Origin of the sequence: Xanthomonas arboricola pv. juglandis (genome assembly GCF_905367715.1) — a bacterium.
Classification (GTDB): Bacteria; Pseudomonadota; Gammaproteobacteria; order Xanthomonadales; family Xanthomonadaceae; genus Xanthomonas; species Xanthomonas arboricola.
On the sequence record NZ_HG999362.1, the window covers coordinates 3,766,001 to 3,783,372 of the forward strand.

General features: G+C 67.2%; 14 protein-coding genes. 5 read left to right on the forward strand and 9 right to left on the reverse strand.

Going from position 1 to position 17,372, the window contains the following annotated elements:
• Window positions 1–120: 120 nt before the first annotated feature.
• From KHN93_RS16290 to KHN93_RS16300, 3 genes are all read right to left on the reverse strand, one after another.
• Window positions 121–1,668: a PepSY-associated TM helix domain-containing protein gene (locus tag KHN93_RS16290; protein ID WP_211920781.1), complete on the reverse strand. Its 1,548-nt coding sequence runs from the start codon at window positions 1,666–1,668 to the stop codon at window positions 121–123.
• Entirely contained in the window at window positions 1,668–3,671 is a 2,004-nt protein-coding gene (locus KHN93_RS16295) for a TonB-dependent receptor (protein ID WP_212579665.1), read from the reverse strand. Before KHN93_RS16295 ends, KHN93_RS16290 begins: the two co-directional genes overlap by 1 nt.
• Before the next feature lie 195 nt (window positions 3,672–3,866).
• Entirely contained in the window at window positions 3,867–4,301 is a 435-nt protein-coding gene (locus KHN93_RS16300; RefSeq protein WP_211920783.1) for a DUF2946 family protein, read from the reverse strand.
• Between the two features lie 304 nt (window positions 4,302–4,605).
• Here KHN93_RS16300 and KHN93_RS16305 point away from each other — a divergent pair, with 304 nt between their 5' ends.
• The gene (locus KHN93_RS16305) at window positions 4,606–5,802 is read left to right on the forward strand and encodes a GAF domain-containing sensor histidine kinase (protein ID WP_047127134.1); all 1,197 of its coding nucleotides are present in this window, start codon (window positions 4,606–4,608) and stop codon (window positions 5,800–5,802) included.
• Between the two features lie 537 nt (window positions 5,803–6,339).
• Here KHN93_RS16305 and KHN93_RS16310 read toward each other — a convergent pair.
• Both KHN93_RS16310 and KHN93_RS16315 read right to left on the reverse strand, forming a co-directional pair.
• Window positions 6,340–6,621: a hypothetical protein gene (locus KHN93_RS16310; RefSeq protein WP_115511510.1), complete on the reverse strand. Its 282-nt coding sequence runs from the start codon at window positions 6,619–6,621 to the stop codon at window positions 6,340–6,342.
• A gap of 725 nt (window positions 6,622–7,346) precedes the next feature.
• On the reverse strand, window positions 7,347–8,330 hold the full coding sequence (locus tag KHN93_RS16315) for a LysR family transcriptional regulator (RefSeq protein ID WP_211920785.1): 984 nt from the start codon (window positions 8,328–8,330) through the stop codon (window positions 7,347–7,349).
• A 163-nt stretch (window positions 8,331–8,493) separates the two neighbouring features.
• Here KHN93_RS16315 and cobA point away from each other — a divergent pair, with 163 nt between their 5' ends.
• The 4 genes from cobA to KHN93_RS16335 all read left to right on the forward strand — a co-directional run bounded on the left by cobA (window position 8,494) and on the right by KHN93_RS16335 (window position 12,248).
• Window positions 8,494–9,699, forward strand: a complete 1,206-nt coding sequence (gene cobA / locus KHN93_RS16320) for a uroporphyrinogen-III C-methyltransferase (protein ID WP_211920787.1) — start codon at window positions 8,494–8,496, stop codon at window positions 9,697–9,699.
• 16 nt (window positions 9,700–9,715) lie between these two features.
• Window positions 9,716–10,675 (forward strand): cysteine synthase A, encoded by a 960-nt coding sequence (gene cysK / locus KHN93_RS16325; RefSeq protein ID WP_016902280.1) that lies wholly within the window; start codon window positions 9,716–9,718, stop codon window positions 10,673–10,675.
• Between the two features lie 328 nt (window positions 10,676–11,003).
• A complete protein-coding gene (locus KHN93_RS16330) occupies window positions 11,004–11,510 on the forward strand; it encodes a methyltransferase family protein (protein ID WP_053051701.1) in 507 nt (168 codons plus the stop codon).
• A 198-nt stretch (window positions 11,511–11,708) separates the two neighbouring features.
• Complete coding sequence (locus tag KHN93_RS16335) at window positions 11,709–12,248, forward strand: O-acetyl-ADP-ribose deacetylase (RefSeq protein ID WP_024938170.1); 540 nt, start codon at window positions 11,709–11,711, stop codon at window positions 12,246–12,248.
• Window positions 12,249–12,407: 159 nt separating this feature from the next.
• Here the strand turns inward: KHN93_RS16335 and KHN93_RS16340 are convergent, their stop codons facing one another.
• The 4 genes from KHN93_RS16340 to KHN93_RS16355 all read right to left on the reverse strand — a co-directional run bounded on the left by KHN93_RS16340 (window position 12,408) and on the right by KHN93_RS16355 (window position 17,327).
• The gene (locus tag KHN93_RS16340) at window positions 12,408–13,412 is read right to left on the reverse strand and encodes a class I fructose-bisphosphate aldolase (RefSeq protein WP_211920789.1); all 1,005 of its coding nucleotides are present in this window, start codon (window positions 13,410–13,412) and stop codon (window positions 12,408–12,410) included.
• A gap of 285 nt (window positions 13,413–13,697) precedes the next feature.
• Entirely contained in the window at window positions 13,698–15,164 is a 1,467-nt protein-coding gene (gene pyk / locus KHN93_RS16345; RefSeq protein ID WP_016902276.1) for a pyruvate kinase, read from the reverse strand.
• 343 nt (window positions 15,165–15,507) lie between these two features.
• The gene (locus KHN93_RS16350; RefSeq protein ID WP_039519289.1) at window positions 15,508–16,155 is read right to left on the reverse strand and encodes an HAD family hydrolase; all 648 of its coding nucleotides are present in this window, start codon (window positions 16,153–16,155) and stop codon (window positions 15,508–15,510) included.
• Window positions 16,152–17,327 (reverse strand): phosphoglycerate kinase, encoded by a 1,176-nt coding sequence (locus KHN93_RS16355; protein WP_211920791.1) that lies wholly within the window; start codon window positions 17,325–17,327, stop codon window positions 16,152–16,154. Before KHN93_RS16355 ends, KHN93_RS16350 begins: the two co-directional genes overlap by 4 nt.
• Window positions 17,328–17,372 lie beyond the last annotated feature (45 nt).

The window sequence follows — 17,372 nt, forward strand, 5'->3', positions numbered from 1 at the left end:
GGCGCGCGCTCGTTACGAAGGTGGCATGCACCACTACGCGTCGAGTTTGCCGGTGGGCACACCGCCGGGCGCATCCCTGACTCGGCGCGTCCGCAGCGCATTGAGGTGACGCGCACGTGCTCATGGTGCGGGGACACGTGCCTGATTGCGCTGCATCCAGTAGCGGTCGGACAGCCACATCAGCAATAACGACACCCCGACCAGCGGGAAGATCAGCCCGCAGATCATCAGCAGCACCAGCAGACCGCGCAGCGTGCGCGGATCGGCCGGCAACGGCGGCACGCCCAGGCCGCCGACCGGGCGACGCTTCCACCACATCACCGCCGCGCTCACGCACAGCAGCACGATCGCCGCGCACGCCAGCAACAGGATCACCTGATTGGCAGTGCCGTATTGCTGACCCAGATGCACGTTGATGCCCCATTCCAGCGCGCGCCCCACTGGCCCGTAATCGCGGTAGCGCATGTCCAGCAGCACCGCGCCGCTGTATTGATCCAGATGGATCACGCGCTGGCGCTGCAGGTCGGCCGGATAGACCGAGGCGGTGTAAACCCCGGTAGCGCCGCGCGGTGGCGAGACGCTGTAGCCCGGCACGATGCCGAGCGCATCGAACCGCGCCATCGCCGCATCCAGCCCGATTGCGCCGTGACCGGGCGCAGCGACACTGCCGGTGCCGCCGTGCGCGGCATGTTCCGACTGCACCGCATGTTCTGACGGGCTTGGCTGTCCCGCGTGTTCCGAGTGTTCCGAGTGTTCCGAGTGTTCCGCATCCGCCAGCGTCACACCCACCCGCCCGTCATGCAGATGTTCATCCACCCCCGCGGCTCCACGGCCAGGCACCACAGACTCCGGCACCCGCGCCTGCCGCAGCGACCACGCCGCATCGGTCGTCTCGGACAAGCGCCGTTGCGACATCGGCTGCTGCACCCGCACACCGGCCGGATACCCGAAGTCATGCCCGTTGACCCAGCGATTGACCTGCGCGCCCCACAGCCACGACCACGGCATCCCGGTCAGCGCCAGGAACAGCAAGACAGCACCGACGCCGGCACCGGTGACCGCATGCAGATCGCGCCAGAACAGCCGCTGCCCCGGCGTGCCGCGCACGTTGACCACCCCGCCGCGGCGCCCGCGCGGCCACCACAGATACACACCGGTCAGCACCAGCACGATCGCCCAGCCCGCCGCCATTTCGATCAAGCCGCGCGCAAGCGGCCCGATCAACTCCAGACTGTGCAGCCGGCGAATCGTCCAGGCCAGGGTGCCGTGCTCGGGCAGCGCGCCGAGCACGCGTGCGCGGTACGGGTCGACATACACCACCTGCCGCACCGCGTGCGTGTCCACCAGCCCGATCTCGGCACTGGCATCGGCACGTGCGGGCGTGGTGTAACGAAACAAGCTGCCGCCATACCTGCGCTGCGCCGCATCGACCAGGCGTTGCGCAGACACCCGCAGCTCGCCCACCGGCACGACCTTCAAGCCATGGTGCACGCTGCGGTCGATCGCATCCTGGTACAGGAATGCCGCACCGGTCAGCGCCAGCCAGACGATGAAGGGCAGCACCAGCAAACCGGCGTAGAAGTGCCAGCGCCACACCGCGCGATAAAAGCGCCAGCGGCCATCCCGGCGCGGATCGGTGACGCGGCCATCGCCCATGATTGCGCGCATCAGAAGCTCCAGTCCCAGGACAGCGACAACGCACGTCCATCGCCCGGCGAATAGCCGGAACTACCGGTGTCGTACCACGCATACACGTACGCGCGATCGGTGACATTGCGCAGCTGCAGGCTGAGCGCGTTGCGTACATCCAGGTTCCAGCGCGCGCCCAGATTGAGCAGGGCGTAGCCACCGGTGCGCCCCAGCGTATTGCTGCGCTCCAGATAATAATCGCCTTGCGCATTGCCCCAGGCGCTCAGTTGCACCGCCGCGGTGAGCTGCCATTCCAGCCCGGCGGTGGCCAGCCAGTGCGGCACGTTTTCGATCTCCTTGCCGCGCGTGGCCGGCGCACTCGGGTCCGGCGTGGCGATGCTGGCCTTCTGCCGCGAATACGACATCCAGGCCCGCCAGTGTTCGGCCGGCTGCAGGTTCAGTTGCGCATCCCAGCCGCGCCGCAGCGTGCGCCCCACGTTGGCCACATCGCCGACACCGGCCACGCCATTGACGCCCAGGATGGTGGCGACTTCGCCGGAGGCGCGTTGCTCCCAATACGCCAGGCGGCCGTCCATCAGCGCCGATGGCGCGAACTTGAAACCGGCCTCCCAGCCGTCATTGATCGACGGGCCGAGATTTGCCGGCTGGCGCCGGTACGCGCCATCGCCGCTGCCGATCTGGAAGCTGCGCCCCCAGTTCGCGTACACGCTGTTTTGCCCGGCCAGCCGGTAGCTGGCACTGAACTTGGGCTGCTTGATGGTGCCGCAGTCGTACGTCGGTGCGTAAATGCCGGCACGCACATCGTGCAGTTGCCCATCGACACGGTCGATACGATAGCCCGGCACCAACTGCAGCCGCTCGACCGGGGTCAGCACCGCCTGTACGTAGGCCCCGCGCGTGCGCAGGTCGTAATCCCAATCGCGCAATTGCGCGCCGCGCACCCGGGCCACGGTGCGGTAGCGCTGCGACTGATTGTCCTGCCACTGCGCATCCACGCCTGCTTCCAGATTGGCCGCGAGCGCGCCCCAATCCGGCTGCCAGTTGCCGCGCAACAGCAGGCCGCGATGGGTCTCGTCGGTATCGCGTTCCTGCTGCAGGCCGGCCGCGGAAAAGCGCACCCAGCGCCGATTGCGGTAATCGTTCTGGTAGGCCTTGGCGCTCCACTGCGCAGCGGCGCCCAGCGTGCCGTCCGCGTGCAATGCGGTCTGCCGCAGCTGGCGTTCGCTGCGATCGTCCTGCGCATACGCCGGAGAACTACGTGGCGCCGCGCGTGCGCTGGCCGCATCCAGATAGCCGGCTTCCAGCGCGTGATTGTCGTAGTAACGCGTGGTGAGCCCGGCACGGAAGCCGCCATCGGGGTCGGTATAGAACCACTTGCCGGCCACGCTGCGTTTGCGCGCGTCGGCATGCTCGCGATAACCATCGGAATCGCGCCAGGCCAGCACATAGTTCTGGCTCCATGCGCCATGTTCAAAGCCCTTGCCCAATTGCACCTCGCGCGCACCGAAACTGCCCGCCGTCACGCTCAGGCGGCCATCGTTGCCGCCGGTACGGGTCAGCACATCCACGCTGCCGGCGATCGCATGCAGACCGTAGCGTGCATCGTTGGTGCCGCGCACGATCTCGATCGCGCTGATGTCCTGCGCAAACACCGCATCCAGATACGGCATGCCGCCAGCATTGTCGTTGCTGGGGATGCCGTCGATCAGCAGCTTCACCGCGTTGATGCGCCCCTCGCCATTGAAACCACGGAACGAGAACCGCCCCGCATCGGTGCCCATGCGGAACTGGGTGACCTGCACGCCTGGCGCACGCATCAACAGCTCCCAGCTGTAGTCCACGTGTTGATCGTGCAGCAGCTCGCCACCGATCACATCCACCGAACTCAGCACGCGTGCCGTGCTCGGGCTGCGCTGGGGTTGCGCGCTCACCTGCACCTTGCCCAGGGTCAATGCCGCATCCTGCGCCTGCACAGTGCAGGCAGGCCCCCACACCAGCGCCAACGATGGCGCGTACCACAGCGTTTTCAATAATCGCAACCGCATGACCAACCCTTCGCCGTGCCGGCACGGCAACACCGCCGTGCGCCGCGGCAACACAGCGGGCACAGGCATCACTTCAGCAGAGCGGGTCGTCCATGCAACTGCGTGCGGGCGCGCCGGAAGATCGGGCACGCAAGCGCTACAACGCAACGGACGCCCGCGATGGGGCCAGACTCACGCGTACAGCGGCGGCCCACGTGCCCCGAGTGCGGCCCAGCGCAGCATCGATGCTGCGTGCACCTGCCTGTGCACCGGCGCCGGCGCTGGCCGCGCTTGCAGCAGGCACAGCACCAGCAAGGCCAGCCACGGCAGCAGGCGCGCGGCCAGCACGCAGTAATCGCAGGCTTCACCATGCGCGCCTGCGTGTTCGCCGGTGTGCGGCTTGGCGGGCGGTGCAGCGGCGGTGTGATGGTGCGCGGCCGTCTGCGCCGGCAGGGCCTGATGGTCCGCATGCAGCGACCCGCCCGCGTCCAGCGCCGGCCCGCTCATGCACATCGGCTCGAGCGACTGCGCCTGACTCCAACGGCTGACCAGCGGCGCCACCAGCATCAGCAGCACCGCCAGACAGGCAAGCAGATGCAGGCAAGGGTGGCGGCGGAGCGAAGGCATTGCGCGAGTGTAAGCCGCCGCATGCCGCAGGGGCGATGGTGGCGGCCGGTGCGCGACCGCATGTCGCACCCGTCAGCAGCGGTCGACCCGCCGGACGGAATGCCCAGTGATGCGCGTTCTGGTCGGGCGACATCTGCCGGCCTGATCGCGAAAATCGCCGACGCACAGGTACAACCCTGAAGTGTCGCTGCACCGCCGTTGTCGAGGTCGGTAGTCACAGTTCCAGCAATGGACGTGACAGCGCGCACATGGCAGGCCCTGGCATGCCCTATGCTTATACGTCACCCCATCCATCTGCGCGCGCATGAGCACCGTCCTGTCCGACCCAGCGGCCGAGCCCCTTCCCTGCGCTGCCAAGCCGCCGAGCGAGGCATTGCGCCTTCAGGCGCTGCGCAGTTACGGCATTCTCGACACGCCGCGCGAGGCCGCCTTCGAAGACATCACCAGGCTGGCCTCGATCATCTGCCAGACCCCGATCGCGCTGATCAGCCTGGTGGATGCCGAGCGGCAGTGGTTCAAGAGCGAACTCGGCATGGGCGAGCGCGAGACACCGCTGTTCAAGTCGATGTGCGCGCATGCGCTGCTCGACAGCGACGTGCTGGTGGTGCCGGACACCCGCGAGGATGTGCGCTTCGCGCGCAATCCGTTGGTGACCGGCGAGGCGCCGTTGCATTTCTATGCCGGTGCCGTGCTCAAGACCAGCGAAGGTCTGCCGCTGGGCACGGTTTGCGTGCTCGACCGCCAGCCGCGCCAGCTCAGTGTCGAACAGGTCGATGCGCTGCGCGCACTCGCGCGCCAGACCATGGCACAGCTGGAACTGCGCCGCGCGCTGCAGTTGGCAGAAGAATCCGACCGCTACCGTAGTCGTCTGATGGCCATCGCCGGGCACGACCTGAAGACCCCGCTGCGCACCGCTGCCTACGCCATCGACAAGATGCGCCGGCATGCCAATGTCGATTCGGTGCCGACCCTGGTCACCGCACGCGATGCGATCAATCTGGTGGCGCGCAACCTCGACGAGCTGGCCACCCTGGCGGCCGCCAGCGAGACCGCCACGCCGGACCTGCAACCGCTGGCGCTGGAAGATGTGCTGCATTCGGTGCTGGGTGTGTGGCGGCAACCGGCGATCGACAAGTGCCTGGCCTTGCGCCACGTGCCCACCTCGCTACGCGTGCGCAGCCACCCCACGCTGCTGACCACCTTGCTCGGCAATCTGATCGGCAACGCGGTCAAGTACACCGAACGCGGGCGTGTGCTGGTCGGCGTCCGGCGTCGCCCCGGCCACGCGGTGGTGGAAATCATCGACAGCGGCATCGGCCTTAACCTTGACCACCCCGAACAGGTATTCCAGGCCTTCCGCCAGGCCGACCCGCGCAGCGACGGGCTGGGCATCGGCCTGTGGATAGTGCACCGCACCGCCGAGACCCTGGGCTGCGAAGTGGATGTACGCCCACGCCCGGGCGGCGGCACCTGCTTTTCGGTACGCATTCCGCTGGCCTGACCAGCGCGCTCGGTAGCGCCGGGCCAGACCGAGCCAGCGCAGCAGGTGGGCGCTACTTGCCGGTATTGCGCAGACCGGCAACGCCATGCAGCCGATGCCACGCAAAAAAAAGGCGGACCCGGGCTCCCGACCCGGATCCGCCGCCAAGCACGCCAGGTCTCTCCCCAGGGACCCGGGTGCGCCAGTCGCTCCATTGCGCAGCCTCGCGCAACGGTGGTGCGACAGCGCTAGCAACCGCTTGACGACACTGACAAACAAACCGGAGATGCGATGTGCCGCATCGCCGGTCCTGCGCCGTCCACCCCTAGACGTCCGAGAGTGTCGCGTGATGGTTGCTATAAGGATTTACGACAATGCAGCGCGCAACTTGATGCGGCTACACCAGCCCGCCGCCACGGCCCTGACAGCTGTAAGGAGAATCACCGACAGCGCGCATTTTGGCGAGCGCCCACCGCTTCTCAAGTGATTGATAGAAAAAAGGTTTTCAAGAAAGCGGACGCTGCAGCGCAGCATTCCGATGTGCGTTCGCAGGCTGTCTCAGAACCCGGAATCGGCCGCATCCTGTCGCGCGAACCAGTCCGCCGAATGCACCTCTTCCGTGGCAACCTCCAACAGCTGGCGCAGCACGGCCAGCGGAATCTGCACCTGGGTGCCATCGGCCTGCAGTTCCACCCACAGCGACTCGTCCCGGGAATCGGCCAGCACCGTCAGTACCGCATGCTCGCGGCCCTCGACGCTTGCTGACAGCTGCAAGGCCATACCGCCGTCCTGGTCGGGCGACCACAGCCGGCTGAGGGGCGGACGCAGTGGCTCGGTCATCGGTTGCAGTGCCTCACAGTGGCGAACAGGGATTGCGCGCAGCAGTACTCCCGGCGCACAGGTCGCAGTGTACGAACAGTCGCCATCGATTCCGCACACTGCCCGCCGGCATGACGCAGCTGCACAATTACTAGGTGACGTAGTTGCGGCGTGACCTATGCAGGCACGCGCGCAAGCGCCCGCAGCCGAAACCGGCAGACATCTTCTGCGGGTCGATCGATGCGGGGTGCCGCATCCGCTATTCACCGCAACTGATTCGCAGGCCACGCCTTCGCTTTTCCTGCAAACACCCCGACACCAATCGGTGGTCTTGCGCGCGTCCCGGCGTGGGACCTTATGCGGCATGGATGCCGCATAAGAGCCTACATGGACGTACTTGCGGCATGTCCCATGCCGGTATGCGTGCAGGCGCCCTCAGTGACCGAAGCATTCCCCCAGACACAGCAGACGTCACGATCAAGTTTGGTCGACGCGGCCGCAGATCGGCAGGCAATGCATTCGCTTTTTCTGCAGACACCCCGACACCAATCGCTGGTGCTTGCGCGCGTGCCGGCGTGGGACCTTATGCGGCACGGATGCCGCATAAGAGCCTACATGGACGTACTTGCGGCGTGTCCCGCGCCGGCACGCGCGCAAGCGCCCCTCAGTGACCGAAGCATCCCCCCGACACAGCAGACCTCGTGAGCAAGCGTGCTCGATGCGCGCTGCAGTCTTCGACAGCCGACTCAGCTGGTAATGGTCTGGGTCAGCGATTCCCAGGTCGGCGGCAGCGGCCAGGCCGGGGCCTGGTTGCCGTCCAGCACGCGGCGCAGGTCGCGCTTGTCGATCTGCGGTGCCAGCACGTGCACCAGATCCATGGCGTAGTCACGCAACACGCGGTCGCGCGGCAGCACCGCCCAGGCGATGCACTCGGCGATCGGCGCCGGTGCCGGCCAGGCGCGCAGGTCCTCGTCGCTGGCGCTGACCGCCATCTCCGCCACCAGCCCGACGCCCAGCCCGGCACGCACGTAGGTCTTGATCAGGTCTGCGTCCAGCGCGGTCAGCGCGATGCTCGGCTCCAGCCCGACCTGGGCGAATGCGCGCTGCAGCGACGAGCCCGGCCGCGTGGAGGATTCGTAGCTGATCAACGGGTGCTGCGACAAGGCCTGCATGTCCGGCGCGGTGCGCGCCTGATCCAGCGCATGGCCGCGCGGCACGATCACCAGCCGGCGCCAGCGATACAGCGGCACCGCGATGCCGGCGCTCGGTTCGCCGCCGGCGGTGCTGACCACTGCGATATCCGCATCGCCCTGGCTGAGCAGATCCAGCGCCGCACTTTCGGCGGCCTGCTGCAGATGCACGCTGACCTGCGGATAGGCGTGCTTGATCTGCGCCACCGCCGGCGGCAGCACGAAGCGCGCCTGGGTGTGGGTGGTGGTCAGGGTCAGCTGGCCCTGGCTCTCGCGGCGCTGGTTGGCCGCGTAGGTGCGGATGTTGTTGGCTTCCGACAGCACCGAGCGCGCGCGCTCGATCACTTCCACGCCGGCCGGCGTCACCGCATCCAGGCTGCGCCCCTTGCGCACGAACAGCAGAAAGCCCAGTTCGTCCTCCAGCTGCTTGAGCTGCTTGGACAGACCAGGCTGGGTCGCATGCACACGCGCGGCGGCGAGCGTGATGTTGAGCTCGGCATCGGCGATGGCGACCAGATAGCGAAGTTGGGTCAGCGTCATGGGCTTATATCCAAAAAAGCGCGAGGCGCCACGAAGGACTCGACTGTAGAGGAGTTCTGCGGGCCAGCTTATAACCGAACGCTATTTTCAGGGTGTATGAAGTCATTTCCGACCGCTATATGCCGGCGTTACGGTCTGGCCCTCCCCTCTCGATGCGCTGGCCGTGCCCTCTGTGTTCCCGCTTCTTGCCGACCTGCGTGGCCGTGCTGTCCTGGTGATCGGCGGCGGCGCCGAGGCCGAGCACGCCACCTCCGCGCTGCTGCAGGCCGGCGCCGTCCCCTTGGTCGGCGCGCCGGAACTCAGCCCGCAACTGCGCGACTGGGCGCAGGCCGGGCGGCTGCGTTGGCTGGTGGGACGGTTCGAGCCGGCATGGCTGGAGCTGCCCGACCAACCGGTCTGGCTCACCATCGCTGCCAGCACTGCGCCGGACCTCAACGATGCCTTGCGTGCCGCCGCCAGCGCGCGCCGCCTGCTTACCCACGACGCCACGCCCGCCGCGTCGGCAGCGCCGCCCGCATGGTCCCCGGTGCCGCGCCCTGCGGTCGGCCGGCTCTCCCCCGGCAGCGTAACCCTGGTCGGTGCCGGCCCCGGCGACCCCGGCCTGCTCACCCGGCATGCCTTGCGCGCGCTACGGCAGGCCGATGTACTGCTCTACGATCGCCTGGTCAGCCCGCAGATCCTGCAACTGGCCCGGCGCGATGCGCTGCGCGTGGAAGTCGGCAAGGCCGCCCAGGGCCACAGCACGCGCCAGGAGCAGATCCACGCACTGATGCGCGAGCACGCGCGCGCCGGGCGCCGCGTGGTGCGGCTCAAGGGCGGCGACCCGTTCGTGTTCGGCCGCGGCGGCGAAGAGCTGGAATTCCTGCGCGCGCACGGCATCGGCTTCCAGGTCATTCCCGGCATCACCGCCGCGATCGCGTGCGCCGCCTATGCCGGCATTCCGCTCACCCACCGCGACCATGCGCAGTCGCTGCGGTTGATCACCGCGCACTGCAAGGACTCGCTGGACACGCTTGACTGGCAGGCGCTCGGCCAGGAACGCCAGACCCTGGCGTTCTATATGGGCGTGGCCGGCCTGGACGGCATCCAGCAACGCCTGCTGCAGGCCGGCCGCGCACCCACCACCCCGTTCGCGCTGGTGGAAAACGGCTCGCGCCCGCAGCAACGTGTGATCGCCGGCACCCTTGCCAGCCTGGCCGCCACCGCGCAGCAGCACGCCGTGCGCGCCCCCGCGTTGCTGATCCTGGGCGAGGTCGCCGAGCTGGCCGCCAGCCTGCACTGGTTCGGCGCAGCGCCGTTGACCGCGCAGCCGCCCCCGCACTCACCCATCGCAACGCCCGACGCGTCCACACTCGCCCACGCAGCCTGATTCCGACGGAGACCCCATGGCCCTGTACGACAACATCCTCGACACCATCGGCCGCACCCCGGTGGTCAAACTCAACCGGCTCGCGCCCGAGCACGTGACCCTGTACGTCAAGGTCGAGTCGTTCAATCCGGGCGGCTCGGTCAAGGACCGCCTGGCGCTGGCGATCATCCTCGATGCCGAACAGCGCGGCCTGCTCAAGCCCGGCGACACCATTGTCGAAGCCACCTCCGGCAATACCGGCGTGGCGCTGGCGATGGTGGCCGCCGCGCGCGGCTACAAGTTCGTCGCCACCATGGTAGAAACCTTCTCGATCGAGCGCCGCAAGCTGATGCGCGCCTATGGCGCCAAGGTGATCCTGACCCCGGCGGCCGAGCGCGGCAGCGGCATGGTGCGCAAGGCCAGGGAGCTGGCCGAGCAGCATGGCTGGTTCCTGGCCAGCCAGTTCGCCAACCCGGCCAATCCGGCCTACCACCGCAACACCACCGCGGCCGAAATCCTGCGCGACTTCGCCGGCCACCGGCTGGACCATTTCGTCACCGGCTGGGGCACCGGCGGCACGCTCACCGGCGTGGGCGAAGTGCTGCGCGTGGCCCGCCCGGAAGTGCGCATCACCGCCACCGAACCGGCCGGCGCTGCGCTATTGCAGGGCCAGGACTGGAAGCCGCACAAGATCCAGGGCTGGACCCCGGACTTCGTGCCGGAAGTGCTCAACCGCGAGGTCGCCCACGAAGTGCTGAGCGTGGAAGACACCGACGCGATCAGCGTGGCGCGCCGCCTGGCCGCCGAAGAAGGCATCTTCACCGGCATCTCCGGCGGTGCCACCGTCGCCACCGCCTTGCGCGTGGCCGAAAGCGCGGTGCCCGGTGCGGTAGTGCTGGCGATGCTGCCGGATACCGGCGAGCGCTATTTCTCCACGCCGCTGTTTGCCGACATCAACGAAGGCTCCGACGACGACTGGCTGGCCGGTCTGCCCTGACCGATCACATCGTTGGTTTGCACGCACAGGCCGCGCCCACAGCGTGGCCTGTGTGTTTTGGTCGATCCAGTCATCGCGCCGGCCTTCCCCGCACTTCCCAGCGTGCACACGCGTGGGCCGCCGAGACGTCCGATGGCACTACGCCCCAGAACACTGGCGTCGCACCTTGCCGGCGCCACCTGAATCCTTCGACCCTTGGCCATGCATCGATGACCACGGACCGATGTCGTGGATCCCCGTGTGCAGCACAGCGCGCATTTCGGCCCGCGCATACTCCCGTCCATGTCAAGGAAACGTTAGGATGGCGGCCGATGCAGGGAGAACCGTCGTGAGCAACCAGCCGTATGGACACAGCGACACCCGCGTTTCGCGGGCGCCATGGCTGGTCAAGATCACCTCGCCTGCGCACTTCGCGCTGGCCCTGGGCATGGGCGCCTGGCTGCAGAGCGCACTGCAGCTACCATTGCCCGCGCCAACGCCGTTGGCATGGATCGAGCTGGCCGGCGGCATGATCGCCTGTCTCGGCCTGGCGCTGACAGTGAGCTGCTTCATCCTGTTCGCGCGTCGGCGCACCACCATCATGCCCAGCGGCCATCCCTCACGGCTGGTACTCGATGGCCCGTATCGCTTCACCCGCAACCCGATGTACCTGGCGCTGGTGCTCAGCTATGTCGGCCTGTGCCTGCAGCTTGGCCTGCTGTGGGCGGTCGCCTTGCTGCCGCTGCCCTGGCTGGCCCTGCAGCTGTATGTGATTCCGTTCGAAGAGGCGCGCCTGCGCAACGAATTCGGCCGCCAATACAGCGCCTATTGCGCACGCGTGCGGCGCTGGTTGTAAGCCCCCGATCGTCGCGACACCGCTGCTCGACGATTGAGCGGATTGATCGCATCTGCGGGTTGGCACGCTTCCCGCAGCACGACCGCCACAGCCATTCCCGGCAATCGCAGCAGATGAGATGAATGGGCGCTAGCGTGCCCATTCCGCAACGCGCGCCCCATCACGCGTTCCTCATGCAAATCCCATAATTATCGCGCTATGAAGATCGAAGTCTGGCAAGGCGACATCACCGAACTCGACGTTGACGTCATCGTCAACGCCGCCAACGAATCATTGCTGGGCGGTGGCGGCGTGGATGGTGCCATCCACCGTGCCGCCGGCCCGCGCCTGCTGCAGGCCTGCGAGGCATTGCCGCAGGTGCGTCCGGGCGTGCGCTGCCCCACTGGCGAAATCCGCATCACCGACGGGTTCGATCTCAAGGCACGCCACGTGTTTCATACCGTCGGCCCGGTGTGGCGCGACGGCAAGCACAACGAGCCGGAACAACTGGCCAACTGCTACTGGCAGTCGTTGAAGCTGGCCGAGCAGATGATGCTGCATTCGATCGCGTTCCCGGCGATCAGCTGCGGCATCTACGGTTATCCGCTGTACCAGGCCGCGCGCATCGCCGTGACCGAAACCCGCGACTGGCAGCGCTCGCACAAGGTGCCCAAGCACATCGTGCTGGTGGCCTACAACGAGGCAACCTTCAAGGCCTACCAGCAGGCGCTGGCTGCGCAGGAAACCGCTGCCGCCTGACGCCTGTGCGAGGCAGAGGTTTAAGATGACGAGCGCCGCAAGGCGCTCGTTGCGTTTGGGGCTTACGCGAGCGTGGCGACCCACACAAACAAAAACGCCGGCATCACTGCCGGCGTTTTCGCTAGGTGTGATCCGGCTCTAAAGCGACCGGCACATCGATCAGCCCTTCCACTTGCCCAGCGCGGCCATGCCGTTTTCCTTGGCGCGCTCATAGATGATCTGCTGCGCCTTGGCGAAGTTGCCGGTCATGTCCTTGGCCCACAGCTTCAGCGCGGCCTGCTGCATTGCGCGGCCGTAGGAGAAGCTCAGCGGCCACGGCAGATTGCCGAGCTGGTGCATCTCGTTGAGGTGCGCGGTGGACTGCTCGTCGGTCTGGCCGCCGGACAGGAACACGATGCCCGGCAGGATCGCCGGCACGGTCGACTTCAGGCACATCACGGTGGATTCGGCCACTTCCTCGACGCTGGCCTGCTCCTCGCAGCCCTTGCCGGAGATGACCATCGAGGCCTTCAGGATGGTGCCTTCGAGCACGACATTCTGCTCATACAGTGCGCCGAACAGCGAACGCAGCGTGGCTTCGGTGACCTCGTAGCAGGTCTCGATGTCGTGGTTGCCGTCCATGATCACTTCCGGCTCGACCATCGGCACCAGGCCCTGCTCCTGGCACAGCGCGGCATAACGCGCCAGCGCATGCGAGTTGGCCTCGATGCAGGTGCCGGACGGGATGTCCTCGCCGATGTTGATGACCGCACGCCACTTGGCGAAGCGTGCGCCCAGCGTGTAGTACTCCTCCAGACGCGCGCGCAGCCCGTCAAGGCCTTCGGTGACCAGCTCGCCCGGCATGCCGGCCAGCGGCTGCGCACCCTTGTCGACCTTGATGCCCGGGATGATGCCGTGGGCGGTCATGTACTCGGCAAACGGCACGCCGTCCTTGGTCTTCTGACGGATGGTCTCGTCGAACAGGATCGCGCCGGAGATGTAGTCGCTCAGCTTGGGCGTGGTCAGCAGCAGTTCGCGGTAGGCGCGACGGTTTTCTTCGATGTTCTCGATGCCGACGCTGGCAAAACGCTTGGCGATCGTGCTGGTCGATTCGTCGATGGCGATGATGCCCTTGCCCGGGGCGACCATGGCCTGGGCGGTTTCGGCAAGCTGTTCGATGCTCATGTAGTTCCTGTGGCAGCTGCGGGGGAGAACGAAAGTATAGCGACGAAAGTTGCAGACATTCCTTCACGGAATGCCTGCAACCGATTACACGTGTCCGGCATGGCGGATGTGTGGCGCGGCTCGCAGCGTGATGCGCGTTGCGGGCTGCGCGCTCCACGGGCGCACTCGCACCGCAGACCCTGTCCCGCACAGCACAACGGCGGCCCGCAGGCCGCCGCTGTGTTTGTACGCAACGATGTGGATGCAGCGCGTCGACCGACGACACACGCGCTGCGCAGCCTGGCGTTACAGCTCGCCCAGACCGCTGGCGCGGCCGTCTTCGCCCACTTCCAGCAGACGCAGCGTGTTGGTGGCGCCGTGGGTTTCCATATGCTCGCCGCTGGTGAACACCACGCGATCGCCAGGCCCCATGCGCTCGTTCTCCACCAGCAGGCGGATCGCCGCACGTGCGGCTTCGCGCGGGGTCAGGCCGCGGCTATCGAAGCTGATCGGGAACACGCCACGCATCATCGCCATGTGGCGGCGCGCGCCATCGTGACGGGTGAAGGCGTAGATCGGCATGTTGGAACGGAAGCGCGACAGGTACCGCGGCGTGCCGCCGGACTCGGTCAACGCGACCACGCCAGCCAGACCGATGTGCTCGGACAGGAACATGGTCGCCATCGCGATCGCCTGGTCGGCGCGCTGCAGATTGCGTTGCGCCGCTTCGAAGTCGGTGTCGAACTCGAACTGACGCTCGGCGCCCAGACAGATGCGCGCCATCGCTTCCACCGCACGCACCGGGTAGGCACCGGCCGCGGTTTCGGCCGAGAGCATCACCGCGTCGGTACCGTCGATGACCGCATTGGCCACGTCCAGCACTTCGGCGCGGGTCGGGATCGGGCTCTCCACCATCGACTGCAGCATCTGGGTGGCGGTGATCACCACTTTGTTCTGCGCCAGCGACTCGCGGATGATCTTCTTCTGCAGGCCCGGCAATTCGGCATCGCCGATTTCCACGCCCAGATCGCCACGCGCCACCATCACCACGTCGGAGGCTTCGACGATCTCGACCAGGTTCTCGATCGCTTCGGTGCGCTCGATCTTGGACACCAGCGCGGCATCGCAGCCGTGCTGACGGGCAATGCGGCGCGCGTCATTCATGTCTTCGGCGTTGCGGCAGAACGACACCGCAATGAAGTCCACGCCAATCTTGGCAACGATGCCGATCAGCTCCTTGTCGCGCTCGGTCAGCGCGCCCAGCGACAGGCCGCCGCCCTGCTTGTTCAGGCCCTTGCGATCGGACAGCACGCCGTCGTTGAGCACGGTGGTGACGATGCGCTGACCCTGCACTTCGGTCACCTGCAGCTGCACCAGGCCATCGTCCAGCAGCAGCACGTCGCCGGCGACCACGTCCTGCGGCAGGCCGAGGTAGCTGACGCCGACCTGGTGCTGGTCGCCCGCAGGCGCATTGGGGTCGGCCACCAGGTCGAAACGCTCGCCGGTGGTCAGCTTGATCTTGCCTTCGGCAAAGCGCTCGACGCGGATCTTCGGGCCCGGCAGGTCGGCCAGGATGCCGACTTCGGCACCGACGCGCACGGCCGCCGCGCGCACTTCGGCCGCGCGCTTGGCCTGGCCGGACGGGTCGCCATGGCTGAAGTTGAGGCGCACCACGTTGACGCCCGCCTTGAACAAGGCTTCCAGCACACCGGGCGGATCCGTCGCCGGTCCGAGCGTGGCGAGGATCTTGGTGCGGCGTTGACGTTCTTTCATGATGGCCTCCCTGTAAAAGCCGCGAAACTTAACACACGCGTCACCTACCGAGGATGGCATTGCGGCATAGCCACCCTCGTATTCCGGCATGTCCTAAAGACAGTGCGGGACAGTACGTACGCTTTCCGCAGCGCGCTGGCGCGTCGCGGGATGTTGCTGTGGGCTGCCACCCTAACGCGGCAGCGGTGAAGGTCCTACGGGTTGCAGCGGCGGTCGGATGACGGCGAGCGGTCGTCGCAGCGCGGATGCTGCAAGACCCCCACCGCATCCGCGTGCTGCCACCCAACGACGAGCGCCGGCTGCGCTTGCCTGGCGATGCGCGCAGCTGCTCTGTTTGTCGCTCCTACGACTGGATCAAGGCGCGCAACCCGGCAGGCGTGTGTGCGATCGCACCGGCACCGGCGGCACGCAGCTCGGCTTCGTCGCCGAAGCCCCACAGCACGCCGATGCTGTGGATGCCGTGGTGATTGGCGCCATCAATGTCCATCCGACGGTCGCCGATCATCACGCAGCCGGTCTTGGCGATGTCCAGCCGCCGCAGCGCTTCGGCGATCAGGTCCGGCTTGAAGCGGCGTTCGCCGTCTTCGCTGGCCCCGATCACGTTCTCGAAGCACGCCCCGAACGGCAGATGCTCGACGATACGGCGTGCATAGCGCTCGTTCTTGGAGGTCACCACCGCCAGGCGATGGCCGGCGCGGTGCAGGTCGACGACGACCTCACCGATACCGTCGAACACGCTCAGTTCGGTCCAGCCGACCGCGTCGTAACGCCCGCGATATGCCGCCAGTGCGCGCTGCACCAGCTCCGGATCGTCGGGAAAGCAGTCGGTGAAGCTGTCGCGCAGCGGCGGGCCTATCCACGCGCGCAGGGTCTGCGGCGACGGACGCGGCTGGCCCACCTCGTCGAAGGCATGCACGATGCTGGCAACGATACCCGGCTCCGAATCGACCAGGGTGCCGTCCAGATCGAAGAACAGCGTGGCTGCACTCACTTGCCGCGTGCCTCGAGCGCCGCCACCGCCGGCAAGGTCTTGCCTTCCAGGAATTCCAGGAAGGCACCGCCGCCGGTGGAGATGTAGGTGACGTCCTTGGCGATGTCGTACTTGTCCACGGCCGCCAGGGTGTCGCCGCCACCGGCGATCGAGAACGCCTTGGAATTGGCAATCGCACGCGCCAGCGTCTCGGTGCCGTGACTGAAGGGCTCGAACTCGAACACGCCGACCGGCCCGTTCCAGACCACGGTGCCGGCGCTGGCGATCAGCTCGGCGTAGCGCGCGGCGGTCTGCGGGCCGATGTCCAGAATCAGGTCGTCGGCCTCCACCGCGTCGAGCGCCTTCACCGTCGCTTCGGCATCGGGCAGGAACTGCTTGGCAACGACCACATCGGTGGGCAACGGAATCTCCGCACCGCGCAGCTTCGCATCGGCGACGATCTGGTTGGCGGTGGGAATCAGATCCGGCTCGCTCAGGGACTTGCCGACGCCATGCCCGGCCGCGGCGATGAAGGTGTTGGCGATGCCGCCGCCGACGATCAGCTGGTCGACCTTGTTGACCAGGTTGGACAGCAGCTCCAGCTTGGTGGACACCTTGCTGCCGGCCACGATCGCCAGCAGCGGCTTGGCCGGGTTGTCCAGCGCCTTGGCCAGCGCATCGAGTTCGGCCATCAACAGCGGACCACCGGCAGCCACTGGCGCAAAGCGGATCACCCCATGGGTGGAGGCCTGCGCGCGATGCGCGGTGCCGAAGGCGTCCATGACGAACACATCGCACAGCGCCGCGTACTTGCGCGCCAGCGTCTCGTCGTCCTTGCCCTCGCCGGCATTCATGCGGCAGTTCTCCAGCAGCACCACCTGGCCCGGCGCGACGTCCACGCCGTCGACCCAGTCGCGCACCAGCGGCACGTCCACGCCCAGCAGCGCAGTCAGGCGCGCGGCCACCGGCGCCAGCGAATCTTCTTCGGTCCAGCTGCCTTCCTTGGGCCGGCCCAGGTGCGAGGTGACCATCACCGCGGCGCCCTTTTCCAGCGCCAGCTTGATGGTGGGCACCGACGCGGTGATGCGCTGCTCGGAAGTGATCTGGCCGTTGTCGATCGGCACGTTGAGATCCTGGCGGATCAGCACGCGCTTGCCGGAGAGATCGAGGTCGGTCATGCGGACGATGGACATGGGGTCAGCTCGCTAGGTCTGGGGATTGGGGAATCGGGATTGGGG